Source organism: Aureibaculum luteum, from assembly GCF_003449015.1.
GTDB lineage: Bacteria > Bacteroidota > Bacteroidia > Flavobacteriales > Flavobacteriaceae > Aureibaculum > Aureibaculum luteum.
On record NZ_QRGD01000005.1, the window covers coordinates 237,755 to 254,078 of the forward strand.

General features: G+C 32.6%; 12 protein-coding genes and 1 riboswitch. Of the genes, 7 read left to right on the forward strand and 5 right to left on the reverse strand.

What is annotated here, in order from left to right:
- Positions 1-99: 99 nt before the first annotated feature.
- Genes rplI through rpsF form a run of 3 tightly spaced genes read right to left on the reverse strand, consistent with a single transcriptional unit; the run spans position 100 to position 1,216 of the window.
- A complete protein-coding gene (gene rplI, locus D3P13_RS13255; RefSeq protein ID WP_117883208.1) occupies positions 100-552 on the reverse strand; it encodes a 50S ribosomal protein L9 in 453 nt (150 codons plus the stop codon).
- A gap of 19 nt (positions 553-571) precedes the next feature.
- Positions 572-871: a 30S ribosomal protein S18 gene (rpsR, locus tag D3P13_RS13260; RefSeq protein ID WP_117883210.1), complete on the reverse strand. Its 300-nt coding sequence runs from the start codon at positions 869-871 to the stop codon at positions 572-574.
- A 3-nt stretch (positions 872-874) separates the two neighbouring features.
- The gene (rpsF, locus tag D3P13_RS13265; RefSeq protein ID WP_117883212.1) at positions 875-1,216 is read right to left on the reverse strand and encodes a 30S ribosomal protein S6; all 342 of its coding nucleotides are present in this window, start codon (positions 1,214-1,216) and stop codon (positions 875-877) included.
- A gap of 357 nt (positions 1,217-1,573) precedes the next feature.
- On the opposite strand from rpsF, the gene D3P13_RS13270 reads away from it, so the two are divergent.
- The 6 genes from D3P13_RS13270 to D3P13_RS13295 all read left to right on the forward strand — a co-directional run bounded on the left by D3P13_RS13270 (position 1,574) and on the right by D3P13_RS13295 (position 9,841).
- Positions 1,574-2,488 carry a sterol desaturase family protein gene (locus D3P13_RS13270; protein WP_232829190.1) on the forward strand — a complete coding sequence of 305 codons (915 nt, stop codon included), beginning with the start codon at positions 1,574-1,576 and terminating at the stop codon, positions 2,486-2,488.
- Positions 2,489-2,635: 147 nt separating this feature from the next.
- A complete protein-coding gene (locus D3P13_RS13275; RefSeq protein WP_232829191.1) occupies positions 2,636-4,651 on the forward strand; it encodes a TonB-dependent receptor family protein in 2,016 nt (671 codons plus the stop codon).
- Positions 4,652-4,895: 244 nt separating this feature from the next.
- Positions 4,896-5,570, forward strand: a complete 675-nt coding sequence (locus D3P13_RS13280; protein ID WP_117883216.1) for a hypothetical protein — start codon at positions 4,896-4,898, stop codon at positions 5,568-5,570.
- 129 nt (positions 5,571-5,699) lie between these two features.
- Positions 5,700-6,953: a serine hydrolase domain-containing protein gene (locus tag D3P13_RS13285; RefSeq protein ID WP_117883218.1), complete on the forward strand. Its 1,254-nt coding sequence runs from the start codon at positions 5,700-5,702 to the stop codon at positions 6,951-6,953.
- A 281-nt stretch (positions 6,954-7,234) separates the two neighbouring features.
- A complete protein-coding gene (locus D3P13_RS13290; protein ID WP_117883220.1) occupies positions 7,235-8,077 on the forward strand; it encodes a cupin domain-containing protein in 843 nt (280 codons plus the stop codon).
- 237 nt (positions 8,078-8,314) lie between these two features.
- Positions 8,315-9,841 (forward strand): outer membrane protein assembly factor BamB family protein, encoded by a 1,527-nt coding sequence (locus tag D3P13_RS13295; RefSeq protein ID WP_117883222.1) that lies wholly within the window; start codon positions 8,315-8,317, stop codon positions 9,839-9,841.
- Between the two features lie 198 nt (positions 9,842-10,039).
- Here the strand turns inward: D3P13_RS13295 and D3P13_RS13300 are convergent, their stop codons facing one another.
- The gene (locus D3P13_RS13300; RefSeq protein ID WP_117883224.1) at positions 10,040-11,110 is read right to left on the reverse strand and encodes a DUF5074 domain-containing protein; all 1,071 of its coding nucleotides are present in this window, start codon (positions 11,108-11,110) and stop codon (positions 10,040-10,042) included.
- 118 nt (positions 11,111-11,228) lie between these two features.
- A riboswitch (cobalamin riboswitch) is annotated at positions 11,229-11,445 on the reverse strand.
- Positions 11,446-11,871: 426 nt separating this feature from the next.
- Between D3P13_RS13300 and D3P13_RS13305 the strand changes: the two genes are divergently transcribed.
- Complete coding sequence (locus D3P13_RS13305) at positions 11,872-12,654, forward strand: class I SAM-dependent methyltransferase (RefSeq protein WP_117883226.1); 783 nt, start codon at positions 11,872-11,874, stop codon at positions 12,652-12,654.
- 90 nt (positions 12,655-12,744) lie between these two features.
- Here the strand turns inward: D3P13_RS13305 and D3P13_RS13310 are convergent, their stop codons facing one another.
- Positions 12,745-16,224, reverse strand: a complete 3,480-nt coding sequence (locus D3P13_RS13310; RefSeq protein ID WP_117883228.1) for a hypothetical protein — start codon at positions 16,222-16,224, stop codon at positions 12,745-12,747.
- Between the last annotated feature and the right edge of the window lie 100 nt (positions 16,225-16,324).

The following is a 16,324-nucleotide window of genomic DNA, read 5'->3' on the forward strand; positions in this document are numbered from 1 at the left end:
TTTATTTGAGTTAAGTTAAAATATAGAACAAATTTATGAAAATAAAAAAAGCCTGTTCGAATGAACAGACTTTTAATATCAACATATGTTAATAAGGTGTTATTTGCCTTCAGCAATTACATCAAACGGAAAATCAATGATTACCGCTCTATGTAAACGAATTTTTGCATTATAAGTACCTAATCTTTTTACTAAACCACCTAAAACAGTGATAAATTTTCTGTCAATCTCTACACCAGCTTTATTAATTGCATCAGCAAGATCAGCACTACTTACAGAACCGAAAAGCTTATCGCCAGTACCTACTTTTGCAGGTATCTTAATTTCTAATTCTTGTAATTTTTTAGCTGAAGCTTCCGCTTCTTTAATAACACTAGCTTCTTTATAAGCTCTTTGCTTTAATGTTTCAGCCAATACTTTCTTTGCAGAAGGTGTAGCTAACATAGCATATCCTTGTGGGATTAAAAAATTGCGACCATAACCATTCTTCACAGAAACCACATCGTCTGTAAATCCTAAATTAGCTACGTCTTGTTTTAATATAAGTTCCATACTAGTTCTTAAATTTAGATTATTTTAACATATCAGCTACATAAGGCAATAGTGCCAAATGACGTGCTCTTTTTATTGCTTGCGACACTTTTCGTTGAAATTTTAACGAAGTACCTGTTAAACGACGAGGTAAAATTTTACCTTGCTCATTTACTAAATACAATAAAAAATCTGCATCTTTATAATCTATATATTTAATACCGTTTTTCTTAAATCTACAGTATTTTACCTTCTGTTTTGTATCAATGTCTAACGGAGTTAGATATCTGATCTCGGCTTTATTTCCGCCTTTTGCTTGTTGTTCTATTGTTGATGACATAACTTAGTTTTTAGCAGCTTTATTACGTTCTTTTCTTTTTACAGCCCATTCAGCAGCATGTTTATCTAACTTTACAGTTAAATAACGCATAATGCTATCATCTCTTCTAAACTCTAATTCAAAAGGATTAATAACTTCACCGGCAACTTTAAACTCAAATAAATGATAAAAGCCAGTTTTTTTCTTTTGGATTGGATAAGCTAATTTTTTTAAGCCCCAATCTTCTTTGTGGATCATTTCGGCACCTTTAGAAACCAAGTAGTCGTTAAACTTCTTTACTGTTTCCTTTACCTGAACATCAGATAAAACGGGATTCAAAATGAAAACAGTTTCGTAATGATTCATAATTAATTGTTTTTTTGTTTATTTTTAAGCGTGCAAATATACGATATTATCTCACTTTATCATATATATGCGATAGAAAATTAAACTATTCTTTTTAATTGGTGTTTTTGGTCTCAAAGTCGCATGATCTAAGATAACTGATAAAAGCCATACACATGTTAAAAACAAATGTTTCTATAAAAATCAAATACCATTATAAATGACGATGCCGATTATAATAATTTAACAAACATTTTATTCCCCCTCTCCTATTTTGAACACAATATAAGTACTAGATCACCTCATCTTCTTTAGAAGTTGCTAACGCACAAAGATAAAGTCATTATAAAGTAGTATAATTTTTTCTTACTTTTGAACATGATCTTTGCACAACCCATGGAAATACCTGAAATTCCAAACTTAATCCACTATGCCATTCCCTTTTTTGCAATTACATTGTTTATAGAAGTTATTGTAGATGCTCGTGAAAAAACAAATAGTTATGAAACTAAAGATGCTATTACTTCCATTACTATGGGATTGGGCAATGTTTTTCTAGGGCTGTTTAGCAAAGTATTGGTTTTTGCTGCGTTTATATTTATTTATAATAATTTTCGATTATTTACCATACCTTTTACATGGTGGGCTTGGGTATTGCTATTATTTACTGAAGATTTCTCTTATTATTGGATGCATAGAACAAGCCATACCAATCGATTTTTTTGGGCAAGTCATATTATACATCATTCATCACAACGCTATAACTTAAGTACTGCCTTAAGGCAATCTTGGACAGGTGGTTTTATGACCTTTATCTTTTGGTTATGGTTGCCCTTGTTAGGTTTTCATCCGGTAATGATTTTGGCTCAAATGTCTATCAGTCTTATTTATCAGTATTGGATTCATACGGAACGTATCAAAAAAATGCCCAACTGGTTTGAAGCTATTTTCAATACACCTTCTCACCACAGAGTACACCATGCCACAAATCCCCAATATTTAGACCGAAATCATGCGGGGATCTTTATTATTTGGGATCGGCTTTTTAAAACGCACGAACCCGAAGCTGAAAAACCTATTTACGGATTGGTAAAAAATATTAGTACTTTTAATCCGCTGTATGTGGCCTTCCATGAATGGATTAATTTATTCAAAGATGTAGTTCACTCAAAAACCACCATAAAAAACCGATTCAATTATTTAATTAAGCCCCCGGGATGGCGGCATGATGGAAAGGGCATGATTTCTGAAGATTTACGGAAAGAATGGGAGAAAAGTATTAAAAGTAAATAGTTGGCAACTAAATAATTAATTTTAAACCAACCTATATATCAATTATTTTTTCTTTTTTATCAGTACTTTTGATTTCTATTTTCATATATGAAATACTGCTTAATTGTTACACTCTTACTTAGTACCTTGGTTTTTTCACAAAAGAAAATGGCAACGGACAGTATCACTAATTTGGACGAAGTTGTATTGAATCAATCCGCAAAAGCAACACAAGCCAATGGCATCATACCCTCTGCCTTTATTGGTACCCAAATTTTTAAATACTTTAGTCCTCTTGAAATGACTTCCCATTTAAATCAGATTTCAGGGGTTTATATACTTTCTGGTGCTCTTAACACTAACAGAATTACCATTCGCGGTGTGGGTTCTAGAACTCCATATGGTACCGACAAAATTAGATTGTATTATAATGGTATTCCAGTAACTAATGGTTCTGGCTTTTCTACCATTGAGGCATATGATCTTGAAAATTTGAATTCAATAGAAGTAATAAAAGGCCCAAAAGGAACTGCTTTCGGTTCTAATTTAGGTGGAGTAATCCTGTTGAAGCCTCAAGAAACTGTAGATAAGACTACCGCTTTCCAAAATAATTTTACATTCGGTTCTTATAGGTTGCTTAAAAACAATTTGAGCTTAGCACATATAGCTGATAAACTTTCATTAGAACTACGTTATGGACATTTAGAAACTGATGGATTTAGAGAAAACAGCCAATACAAAAGGGACGGTGTACTACTAAACTCATCTTATAAATTAGGTGACAATAGTAAACTTAGTTTATTACTGAATTATATAGACTATACGGCACATATAGCCAGTTCAATTAATCTAGGTGCATTTAACGAAGACCCAACGCAAGCTGCTTTTACATGGAAATCGGCCAAAGGATATGAGGCCAATAAATATACCTTAGGGGGAATTTCACTTTCTAATAAAATCACACAGCAACTGAACAATACCACAAGTGTTTTTTATACTCATCTAGATCATTATGAGCCTAGACCGTTTAATATTTTAGATGAAACCACCAATGGTTACGGATTAAGAACACAATTTAAAGGGAATTTTTATTTTAATAAAAGGATAACCAATTACACATTTGGTGTAGAAGTTTATAAAGATGATTACAATTGGTCAACATTTGAAAATTTATATGAAGATAATAATGATAAAGGTAGCTTAGAAGGTACTGTACTAAGTCGTAATAAAGAAAATAGAAGTCAGTTTAATGGATTTGCAACATTTACGTACCCGTTTAACAATCATTTTACCGCTCAATTAGGCATTGCCATCAATAAAACAAAATATAATTATCGCGATTTGTTAAAAACAGGTACTGAAAACACCAGTGGCAAAAGAAGTTTTGACGCTATTGTGTTACCCAATTTTCAGCTGAATTATCAATTTGGTATCCACCAATTGGCATATGCAAATATAAGTAGGGGCTATTCCAACCCCAGCCTTGAAGAAACCTTGGCTCCAGAAGGAGTAATTAACCCAGACATTGCTCAAGAAACAGGAATGAATTATGAGCTAGGCAGTAAGCTGAAATTCTTGAACAATAAATTGAGGTTAAATGTTGCGGTGTACCAAATGAATATTAAAAACATGTTGGTTGCTCAACGTATTGGCGAAGATCAATATATCGGCAAAAATGCGGGAAACACGAAACATCAAGGCTTAGAAGTGGATTTAAATTATCTTTACAGATTTACATCAAATTTCCTGTTAACCCCTTTTATAAGTTATTCTCACAGTAATCATAAATTTATGGAATTTATTGATGATGGTATTGATTATGGAGGCAATCCTTTAACTGGAGTGCCCAAACACAGAATCAATTCCGGTATGCAATTACAATGGCAAAAGGGACTATCTGTAAATGCCACTTACGCACATGTTAGTAACATACCATTAACGGATGGCAATACAATTTCTAGTGCCTCTTATAATTTATTGAATTTAAACATAGGGTACAAAAAACAAATTTCAGACGCTTTTGCTATGGAAGCCAAGGTTGGCATACAAAATATGACCAATACACATTATGCACAATCCGTATTAATAAATGCAAGCAGTTTTGGAGGACAAGCACCACGTTATTATTATCCCGGTATGCCAAGAAATTACTATGGAAGTTTGCGGTTGCGTTACTGTCTGTGATAAGAGTGAATGAGCTTTTTTATATAAAATGTATGCAGACTTCTTTTCTTATTAAAATCAAAACTATAACTTTGATTTGATCAAATTACCCAGTTGGAAGCTTGTTAGCACTGGCATAATTTTTGATAACTTGTAAAAGGGAATGGCAAAGAGAGAATTCTAAGAACTGGGCAGAAAATTTGATTTTTTTAATAATTTTTACGACCTTAGTTAATAAAGGTGCAAATTTTTAAAATCAAGCAAAGTGAAAAACGTACTTATACTACTTTTATTTATTGTTTTTTCTTGTAGCAATGATTTTAACGCTTCATCAGAAAAAACTGAAACAACAGTTAAAGGAAACGTATCAGATATTGAACGAAATTTTCCAATTAAAAATTTTAAAATTGTTTTATTAAGGGTTTGGGATGATTGGAGTGTTGTTCAATATGCTCCAGGTTCAGAAGTTATTGATTCCGTAAGAACAGATTCATTTGGAAATTATTCAATTACATTTAATTTCATTAAAGGAGAAAGGTATGCTTTTGAAAAACAATATTATGGAAATCCATATTATACAGAAAGCATAGGCAACACCGATATTATTGAAGGAAATATAAATATACGTAATATTAATGCTTGGTATCCAACAGTATTGAAATTGAATTTAAACATTCATAATAATAATTATCCAGCAATGCGTATCAGTAGTCATATTCTTGAAAATAACAATTCGTATTTCCCAACAGTAGATATTTTTGATTCAGAAATAGATACAATAGCCTATATTAGAAGCAAACCTAATTCAAACGTACAATTAAATTTTCATTATTCAACAGGCTATTCGAATGAGGATTATCACTATTTATTAAAAGAATTTACAACAGGCCTTCAGGATACCATAAGCTTATCTTATAAAATAGATTGTTCAACTTTCTGACAAACTTCCTTAAAATGTTTTTAGTATCATAGCAATTAGATTTTGAAATGACTGAATTAAGGAAATGTATTAAAAACCAACCTTAAAGAAAAATATTTTAACTTCGCTCCTTTCTTTAAAATTACATCCATGCAAAAAAAGCTCTTCCTCCTATTTTCTCTACTTTTTTTCACCCATCACATTGTTACTGGGCAGAACTCTGCAAAACAAAAAACACTCATTACCAAAATCAATACTATTTTAGAAAACGAAATAAAGAAATCTAACATTCCTGGTGCGGTAATTTTAGTAAAACAAAGTGATCAAGTACTTTACAAAAATGCTTTTGGGTATGCTTCTTTAAATGATTTTAACAATAAACGTTTGAAAAACCCAGAAAAAACGACCGTAAATCATCTCTACGATATTGCTTCACTAACCAAAATTATTGGAACAACAACATCCATAATGCTATTGGTTGATCAGGGGCTTTTAAATGTTGACGATCCTGTTTGCGATTATATTAAAGCATTTAACACACCTGATAAAAATAAAATTACCATCAGACATTTACTAACCCATACTGCTGGTTTAATTGAATGGTTTCCGTTCTATTATTATTCGAACAAAAGAAAAGACACGTATAAAATTATTGATAAACTACCCTTAAAATATGCCATTGGTAGTGGCAGACATTATAGCGATTTGGGCTTTATACTCTTAGGTGAGATTATTGAAAAAGTATCAAACCTTCCGCTAGATCAATTTATGGAACAACATATTTTTAAGCCATTACAAATGGAACATACACTATTCAATCCGCTTGAAAAAGAAACACACAATAAGATTGCAGCTACTTCGCATGGTAATCCATTTGAAAATAGAATGGTTACCGATGCTTCTCTTGGTTTTAAAATAGATAGTCTTCATCCAAACCAATGGAATGGGTGGCGACAATACACGCTAAAAGGTGAAGTTAATGATGGAAATGCATGGTATGCCAATGAAGGGGTTTCTGGTCACGCAGGAATATTCTCTACAGTTGACGATTTACAAAAAGTAATTGATGTTTTAAAAAATAAAGGGAATTTAAATGATAGACAATTTATTTCTGAAAAAACAATAAATTTATTTCTTACACAAGATGAATTTAAAAATGGATTGGGCTGGGTAATGAATAATAGTAGTGCCTATATAAAAAATGCTCCAAAAGGTAGTTTCGGTCACACCGGATTTACTGGAACAAGTATAGCGGTAATCCCTGAATATGACATCTCTGTTATCTTATTGATTAACCGTCAAAATATGGGACTATTAGCATCAAAATCTTATTATAATTTAAATCCCATAAGAGAAAAAATAATTACTTCGGTTCTTGATTATTGTAACAAAGGAAAAGACTAAAACTAAAAACTAGGAAAGCACCATATATTTATATGGTTTAATATCCTTCTATTTGCAATATAGGATTAACTAAAATCAATTAATAATCTTTCATTTTTCTATCACCAAAAAAAAAAGACAACTTTTTAGCATCTATTTCTGAAATGAGCAATTTTGAAATGGGTTATAGAAAGATTATAAAGATTAAAACGCTGTTTAACTAGTTGGAATTTACTAAATTAGTGCTTTGAAATTTTTACGCTAAATTAACACAAAACATTAGACCTCTTTAAACACTAATTATGAAATTAAAATTAACTTTCTTTATTTTTGCAACGATACTTTTATCCTTTACAGTAGCAAGTGCACAAGAAATTCCTATTGAACATCTCAATATGAAATTACAGCCAAATCAGCAAGAGTATTCTAAAACAATACTTAAAAATGAAATTCCAGGTATAAAAGCGGAACATATAGCCTTAACAGGAAAATTTGTTAACGAAGATCAACTCAAAGAGGGATTTAAATATATTTACCTTTTTGTAAAAGGAAATGGTACTGTAGTTGCAAATAAAGAAAGTTATGACATTGTACCTGAAACAATATTCCTACCGAATTCTATTCAAAAAATTTCAATTAATGTAGCTAAAAATGATACACTTCATTTTCTGAAAATTTCTAGTGAGTTAACGGAACAAGACAAGCTAGATTTAAAAGAATTTCCAGAAGAAAATACACAGAATGTGTATTACACTAAATTTGAAGATACGGAACCCTATACGGAACCTATAAAAAGCCCAAATACTATAAGTCGTACCATATTACCTAATAAGTATATACCTCGTATTGCAATGGGTACTGTTCAAGCTCCAGGTCCTGACCATGTTGGTGCTCATGAACACGGAATGTTAGAACAATTATTTTTAGGTTTAACTGATAACAACGTTGTTGTGCATGCAGATGAAGCTCAGGTTGATTTTCCTGAATATTCAGTGTTGCACATACCTTTAGGTTCTAGTCATTCTGTAGATGTAACTGACGGAGATGAAATGTACTATGTATGGATGGACTTTTTTAGAGATAAAAAAGGGGAAGAATGGTTAAAAACACATAACACTGGTAAGAAAGAAAAAAAGGACTATTAATCAATATGAAATTATCTCTTTAAATATTAACGCTGTATATCTATTTTTAAATTGAATAGGGTCGTGACTTGGTATAGACTGAAAAGAATTTATTTTTTTATATCCCTAGGTAACATCTTTATTATGAAATCAATTTAAGGCAATAACAGTAAGAATAAAATTCTAAAACCCAAGGTTTACAAGAAAGATACAGTGTAATTTTTCCTATAATTATAGTAAGGTTTCAATTTGATTCTAATGAAAAAATCAGAATTCACTTCCTTAACAATTCTTAAAATAACGAATACCTCTGGAAATAATACAGAGGTTAAAATATTTATGTTTAACACATTATTATTATTCCTTTTCCTTAGCTCACATTCCTTAATGGCTCAAAATACCTGGGCTAAAATTTTACCAGGTATTGGTTCATTTTCATCACCCAGAATTGCTGATCTAAATAATGATAAGGTCGGTGATATTATTCTTGGTGCTGGCCGGAAAGAATTTCAAGCTTGTGATTCTGCTGTCGTTGCCTTAAATGGCAAAACGGGTGAACTACTCTGGAAGGTTCATGCAAAAGATCAAATTTTCGGGTCAGCCGCTCTTCAAGATATTACTGGAGATGGAATTTTAGATGTATTGATAAATGGGCGTTCAGCGGAACTTATTGCCATTAATGGGCAAACAGGAAAAGTATTGTGGCGATTTATAAAACCTAAAGGTGAAGAAAAAGAATGGTTCAATTTTTATAATCCGCAATTTATTAGAGATCAAAATAATGACGGACAGAAAGATATTTTGATTTCCAACGGAGGAGACGTACTTGCTGAACCTAATGACCCAAACAGACCTACTGGGCATTTGGTTATTATCAATAGCAAAACGGGAAACGTGATCAGTAAGGCCCCTATGCCTGATGGTGGTGAAATATATATGTCGGTTTCCGTGCTTCCACATAAATCTGAAACTTTTAAAAATGTAATTTTTGGTACAGGAGGTGAGACTATTGGTGGAAACCTTTATGTGACTTCAATATCGGAAATCAAATCTGGTGACCTGTCTAAATCGATTAAACTAGCGACAAGTGAAAAGAAAGGTTTTGTAGGTCCTGGTGCTTGGGCCGATATTAATGAAGATGGCCATCATGACATTATTGCGAATTCAGTAGATGGTCGGTTGATGGCATTCGATGGCATTACCCATAAATCTATTTGGACGGTTACCGTACCAGATACGGAAGCTTATGGCTCTGTCGCAATAGGTTTATTTAATGATGATAACATTCCTGACGTTTTTGTTTCTTACGCTCAAGGCGTATGGCCAGACCTAGGATGGTCAAAGCAGATCATGGTAAACGGTAAAAACGGTACTATAGAGTTTGAAGATACTTTAGGGTTTTATCAAATGAGTTCTCCAGTAGCAGTAGATCTAAATAATGACGGTAAAGATGAAGCTTTATTACCAATGAATTATCAAGTGAAAAATGAATTTCAAATGAAATTTTTTCACAATAACATTATAGCTATCGAATTCACTGAAAAAGTTGCGGCCGAATTAGATCTGCAATACGAAGGCAACAATCTATCATCAACACCTTGGATAGGTGATTTAGACGGAAACGGCTATCTAGATATCGTTTACCTACATGGTACAAATGTAAAAAAAACGTATACATTCGATGGTCTGAGAATAAACAGGATTGACACTAAATTTCCTATTACAGGAAAGATCCGATGGGGATCATATATGGGCAGTGATTATAACGGTGTGTTTACAAAATAAATTACCCCTAATAACTACACACATCCACATTAAAACATTTTGGTCTAAAATCTGCAATGTACTGGTAAGAAAGAATAAACAGAATTAGGTTCTTCAATGAATGAATCCGTAATTCATAATAAAACAATAACTAAAAACCTCTTTCAACAAATTGAAAGAGGTTTTCTTATACCTGTAAAACTATTGTTTTTATTTAAATTATTGAGTGATATACGCTTTGTCTGAGAAAAAAATGTCAATAGGTGAATTACCTACTTCTTTTATTGTTTTAAATAAAGAGTTGTCTTCATTATAAATAGATAGCACACTTTTTTCAGTATCAAAATAGTCTTCAAGACCCAATACATAAACTTTTTTGGTAAGTGGATGCTCTTTAACCAAAGTTGTTAACATGACACCGTCAAACAAAGGCGTGCAAAATTCTTCAAGTGTTTTTGTACTCGTATTAAATCTATAGATTTTACCTGAATTTGATTCTGACCAATAGGCGTTATAACTATTTTCACTCATTATTAAGATGCTATTTTTATATAAGTTAACGCTTTCATCTTCAACCGTTACTGTTTCTGCTATTGAATAATCAGCATTTAATTTAACAAACGAAGCTTTTTCTGTTCGTTTTTCAGTGGCAATCCAAATAACATCATCTGCATCTCTTACAATACCTGAAATAGTTTCACTAAATTCTTGAAGCACCGAGATTTCTTTAGAAAGAATATCCATTGCTTTTAGCTCATTACCATCAGCAATTAAAACATTGTTATTATCTAATAATAAAGCGGAATTACTTGGCAACATGTCTTCAGAAATATCGTCAATGGCTTCACTTATACCCGTATTCATATCTACATGAGCTAAAAGGTATTTTTTACGCCTTCCACTACCTGAAGATCCTACAACCACTCCTTTATCTTCTGAATACATTAAAAGATTACTTGGGTTATCCATTTCAGAAGTCGCTACAACTCGTTCTTCCTGTAATGTTTCTTCATTGAGTTGGGTTATAAAATTGGGTCCGCTTTGATTAACCAGATAGAGCTTATCATTAAAATTATGCATAGACAAAGCATCTCCATTTAATGATGTATACACATCTGGGGTATAAACATATGCAGTATCCAAATGTTCAAGAGAAGTTTTACCCGTTTCAAATGTTAATATGTACGTATTATCATAAGTTGGTATAACCAATGGGGCATCAGAATCTTCGGTACACGAAAACATAGTTAAAGCAAATAGAATTGCTGTGAAAATTGATAGTTTTTTCATTATATATATTTAAAAAGTTACTAAGTCAGGCAGCCTTATAGTCAATTATAACTAGTAATAGTATGATTAATAAAAGGTGCTTCAAATTGTATTTTTACTCTTTATCCGAAAGTAGAAAATACTGAATGTAGTTTTGGCAGGTCTCCTGGCTCGCGTCTTGTTAAAACCTTCCCGTGTAAACAGTGGTGTAAGAATATAACAAGCATCTCTATATTAAGACGAAGCTTACAGTTGCGGGTACAGCTCAGGATTTTTCTTAAAATAAATCACCTGATTCCCTATTAATTTCGTTTTTATTATTACTAAAAATAAAAACCAAAACTGAGCAACAAAGGTACTTCGTTTTGTGTTTTTAGACTACTATATTTTGAAGAAATTTCATTAAAAAAAGGACATTATTTGATGCCGTTTTTAGGGAACTGTGAATGTGTAAGTTAGTAACTTAATTATAGGAATAAAAAGAGAAAATTTAAGTTTCAGCTATAAAAGAAAATCATTACTTATTACATTATTTTTTTGCAAAACATTAAACTTCTATATTTTCTAGCCAACGAGAACACCTCATAATAACTGCTTCTTTTTTTTACTCATTAAGGCTAACAAAAACCCTAATCTACTGACTATCTGATACTAAATTTGCACTTCTCAAGTTTTTGAACTAACTTACAATGCACCAATATACCATATTGGTAGACTAAGACTATCGCAATTAGATCATTTAATATAAGTATTGAGAACTTCTATCTTTAAGCCAAATCTTTATGAAAAAATCTGAAATACAAGGCGAACTTTGGGGTAAATCACCAAACGGTTGGGCAGAAATTCAAGAGCCGCTACACAAACCCTTTTGGGAAGCCATGCTCAATGCTACAAAAGTGGGCACAGGCACTAGCCTATTAGATGTAGGTTGTGGTTCTGGTTGGTCATGTGTGTTGGCTAATGAACGAGGAGCGGATGTTCATGGAATAGACGTCGCTGAAGGATTACTTTCTTTCGCAATGCAACATGTACCTGAAGCAGATTTCAAGCTTGCAGATATCGAAAACCTACCGTATGAAGATAATATGTTCGACGTTGTTTTTGCTGCCAATTCATTACAGTATTCTGAAGATCGGATAGCAGCGTTAAAAGAACTTAAAAGAGTATGTAAACCCAATGGATGGATTATTGCTGGACTTTTTGGTGAACCTGAAAAAGTAGATTATCGAGTTGTCTTTAAAGCTGTGAAAGACACTATGCCTGGACCGCCAAAAGGAGGTGGACCGTTTGAGCTTTCTATGCCTGGAAAGCTAGAGTCTCTTTTTAAGGTAGCAGGCCTAACGAATATTGAATCTGGAGAAGTAAACTGTCCCTTTGCATATGAAAATTTTGAATCGTTCTGGTATGGAAACATATCGGCAGGGCCATTTCAAGGAATGTTGCAAACGGTAAGTGAAAGCAAGTTAAAAGAAGCCGTCAAAGAAGCTGTAAATTGTTTCAGTCAAGACGATGGACGTATTATTATTCCTCAGAATAGCTTTAAATATGTAATGGCAACTTTGTAACTAAAAAATAAAAAAAATAGTTTGCCGTTTATTGTAACCAATAGACCGCAAACTATTTTAATTTTAAACTATTCATTTATCAATAAAAGTCTATTTTCTGAATAATGGATCTGCTCCAATAGTACCCACTAAGCTTTTTAGGTAGTCAGCTGAGCTCACCTCTTTAAGTGAGTTTTCGACTTTATGAAATTGCGTATTTAAATCCAATTCAGCAACCAGTAATGCATTGTTACTTTTTGCAATAAAACTTTCTAAATAGTCTTTTTGTTTTGTATAAAATTGGATATCCTTTTGTTGTTTGATTTTTAACCTTTCTTTATACCAATCACTATTGATGATATAATCTCTTTCAAAATAACCTCTCAACTCAGGATCACTCATCTCCTTACCTTCATAATGCCCATATGCCATCATATGTAATACTATTTTTAATGGCGGTATGGCAGATGCTATACTTCCATCTTCAAAATAGCGAATGGCTACTTTTTGTTGGGCCTCAACAATATTTGCAATACCATCTACATAATCTTCCAACCCTTGTAATTCAGGTTTTAACATCTTTTCATTAAATACAGCATTGGGTTCATCAAACAATCGATTTAAACATCGTAAAGAAAACATACTCGTAATACGGTATCCTAACCTACTTGCCAATACTTTTTTACCATTATGCTCAAAATCTTCTAACTTTTCTAATGATCCATTTGCTATCAACGCTTTTGGATCCCTATCTTCAGGGACCAATCGTGCCCAAATTTCTGGGATTAACAAGCTAATATCATGGTCTACTTTATTATCACCACCTACATAACCTGCAGCCGTACTAAATGCATTAGACTCCGTTAAAATATGAGATAATAAGGCATTGTTTAAGTCCGTTGTTGGCGTTAACATATTAAAGGGCCCTTTGGTTAAGGCTCCTTCGGAACCTGCACCTGTAGTAGAAGGAGACTTACCTGTTAAACTACAAATAAAATCCATGAATAACTCAGGCGTTTCCTGGTAATGAATTGGGTTATAAACTGCCAATGGCCGTATACCCGCTTTTTTATCTACAGGGTTATTTCTTCTTCCTGGTAATACCGCATTTACGACATTAATTACAGGATCTTCTGATTTTATTTTTCGGCATAAACGAACACCTATTTCACCTAAATAACTTGCTTCCGTTTCATTGAAAAATATATTAGGCTCTAAATAACGTGGATTTTTAGTGGGCTCACCATCAACTATTCTAGTATGTGATGGTAGAGCAAAATATTCCTCCTCATTTGCACTCGTTACAACACTTATAATTAGATCTTTTACCGGCTGTGTATATTTATCAAAATTGATGGTATCTTCATAAATTTCTACCGCATCTTTTTTCGTTAATAATTCGTAATTAGTTAAAAACACACCATCTGCAACCAAATCACGTTCAGCACCTTCGTCATATCCCCGTATAATTGCTTCATCAGGTCTTTGAAATAAGTGGGATTCACAATTGGCAACTACTTTTAAACTTTTATTTGGATAAAGCGGATTTAAATCTTTAAACTGATTACGTGGTAACGTGATGGAAGCTGAAATATCATCTTCCATTTGAATTTTTGTTGACGCGGAAAAATCAGATCTTAATTTATTTAACATCCAAATCCCTTCTTGGTTAAATCCAATTCGGACGTAACTACCAACTACCTTATTATTGAAATACCATAACCCAGTTCCTTTTTGCCCGTTTATAATTTGAACCGACATACAATCTTTCCAATTCAACCGCTCGTGATCTTGTCGATATAGCCTTTTTACAAATAAGACCAAAGACCTGATATGAACGGGAATAGTAGTAACAAATTCATTATATGCATCACTATTGTTTTTTGAGGGTGACAATAACTTTACAGCAGATCCTAAGGTTCTTCCTTTATCTAAAAAGGACCGTGAAGGTGGTAAGGTAGGATCGTAATTTTTCCAACGCTTTGAATAATTAAATTCAATAATTTCATCAGCCTTTTTAAAGTCCTCGTCAATATCAATAATGTTAAACGAATTATAAGTAATGGCGTTTAGCATAGATTTTGAAATCTCTGATTTTCCACCACCAGAAACGGTACAAGGCTTGTGACAAAATACACCTTCAGGTGAGGTGTTAACGATTCGCCACAAAGAAATCGCTTGATGTTTTTCTAATCTAAATTTATTACCTGTTGGATGTATATATGTTTTTACCGGTGATAAAATCAGTTTTTGTTTAGTATTATTATAGGTCCAAGTAATGCTATTGGTATTTGTATTGATATAGGCATCTTCAGGGATATAAACCAGGTTTGGATATTTCTTATCGATTGCATAATTTGAAGGTTGAATATCAATTCTGTCTCCCAATAAAGCTTTAACATCTTCAAAACTGAAGCTGTTACCAAATTTGGAATTAAACTTATTACCATCAACAATATCACCCATAACACCTCTAGGGAATGCAATGGCACCACCTGAATGCTCTTCTTCAACTAAACCAAATAGGTTTGCAGAATAGCTGATTTGAGTTTTAATTTCTTTTTTAGAATATCCAAAATAATTGTCTGCAATAAGGGTGACTACAACTCCCCTATCATCTCTACAAGTTATTTTAAAAGCCCCTCCATCATTGTACAATTCATTTTCATTTTCCCAGCACATTCCGTCATTTCTTTGACGTTCAGTAGCATTATCAAAATGAGGCAATCCAACACCTTTTTTCTTAAGGAGTTTTAATTGCGGTGCTAGAATAACACAACCTGTATGTCCTGTCCAATGCTCTGTATCTAATGCAGCATCATTATGTGCTAAATTTGGATCTCCTGCATTACCGAAAATAGTTTCCACAAAATCTAAATTACTAACCAAGCTTCCTGGAGCAAAAAAGCGAACCTCTAAACTCTTTTTTGATATAACACCTTTAACTTCTGGACAAACCACAGGTCTCATTAAAAACGAAACCATTAATTTGGCCTTTTCGTCTTGATTAGCAGTAAATGGTAATACTTTTAATTTGTCTGAAGGATTAAATGCTGCATTCAAAAAATGCTTAAATACAATTTTTGGTACTTCTTGCTTATCTAATGGAACTGGTAATGGCCCTTCTACAATATGAAAAGTACCTTTAGTTGTTCGTTTATCATTTATTGGATTGTTTAAAATACCTTGTTTAATTCTATACGAAGTGATATCTTCACTTTTAAATGAGTCTCCATTTGGTGGTAAACTCACTTCTCTAGCATGCCCTTTCTGATTTAAAATCAACGTATCGTTAGGTAAATGTATAGAGGCCCCTTCTAATTCTTCCGCCAAATAATCATTTAAAAAGTTTTGAATTCTAGCATCTGCAGGAGCCAAATGATCTGAAAGTAATCTAGATTTTTCACGAAAATTTTGGATCAAACCATTCGTTAATTTTTGAAATTTCGGATTGCATAACTTATCTACAGAATTCTCATCATCATGATAAATAGGTTGACCAAGAGCTGATAATTGTAGATTTATATATTGTATCGTATCTTTCCTACTCTGTTTAATTTGATCTTGATTCGATTGGCTTTCCCTACTCATTTTTTTTAAGATTTAAGTTGTGCATTTTTAGAATAATAAACTAAGAACTTCTATGGCTATAAATATAGTCACTAAAAATTGGTTAACCAATTTTATGTCT

What these genes read in the sequence shown, in the direction of transcription:
- rplI (WP_117883208.1), bottom strand. Translation starts at nt 552, where the DNA reads ATGGAACTTATATTAAAACAAGACGTAGCTAATTTAGGATTTACAGAC.
- rpsR (WP_117883210.1), bottom strand. Translation starts at nt 871, where the DNA reads ATGTCATCAACAATAGAACAACAAGCAAAAGGCGGAAATAAAGCCGAG.
- rpsF (WP_117883212.1), bottom strand. Translation starts at nt 1,216, where the DNA reads ATGAATCATTACGAAACTGTTTTCATTTTGAATCCCGTTTTATCTGAT.
- D3P13_RS13270 (WP_232829190.1), top strand. Translation starts at nt 1,574, where the DNA reads ATGATCTTTGCACAACCCATGGAAATACCTGAAATTCCAAACTTAATC.
- D3P13_RS13275 (WP_232829191.1), top strand. Translation starts at nt 2,636, where the DNA reads ATGGCAACGGACAGTATCACTAATTTGGACGAAGTTGTATTGAATCAA.
- D3P13_RS13285 (WP_117883218.1), top strand. Translation starts at nt 5,700, where the DNA reads ATGCAAAAAAAGCTCTTCCTCCTATTTTCTCTACTTTTTTTCACCCAT.
- D3P13_RS13290 (WP_117883220.1), top strand. Translation starts at nt 7,235, where the DNA reads ATGAAATTAAAATTAACTTTCTTTATTTTTGCAACGATACTTTTATCC.
- D3P13_RS13295 (WP_117883222.1), top strand. Translation starts at nt 8,315, where the DNA reads ATGAAAAAATCAGAATTCACTTCCTTAACAATTCTTAAAATAACGAAT.
- D3P13_RS13300 (WP_117883224.1), bottom strand. Translation starts at nt 11,110, where the DNA reads ATGAAAAAACTATCAATTTTCACAGCAATTCTATTTGCTTTAACTATG.
- D3P13_RS13305 (WP_117883226.1), top strand. Translation starts at nt 11,872, where the DNA reads ATGAAAAAATCTGAAATACAAGGCGAACTTTGGGGTAAATCACCAAAC.
- D3P13_RS13310 (WP_117883228.1), bottom strand. Translation starts at nt 16,224, where the DNA reads ATGAGTAGGGAAAGCCAATCGAATCAAGATCAAATTAAACAGAGTAGG.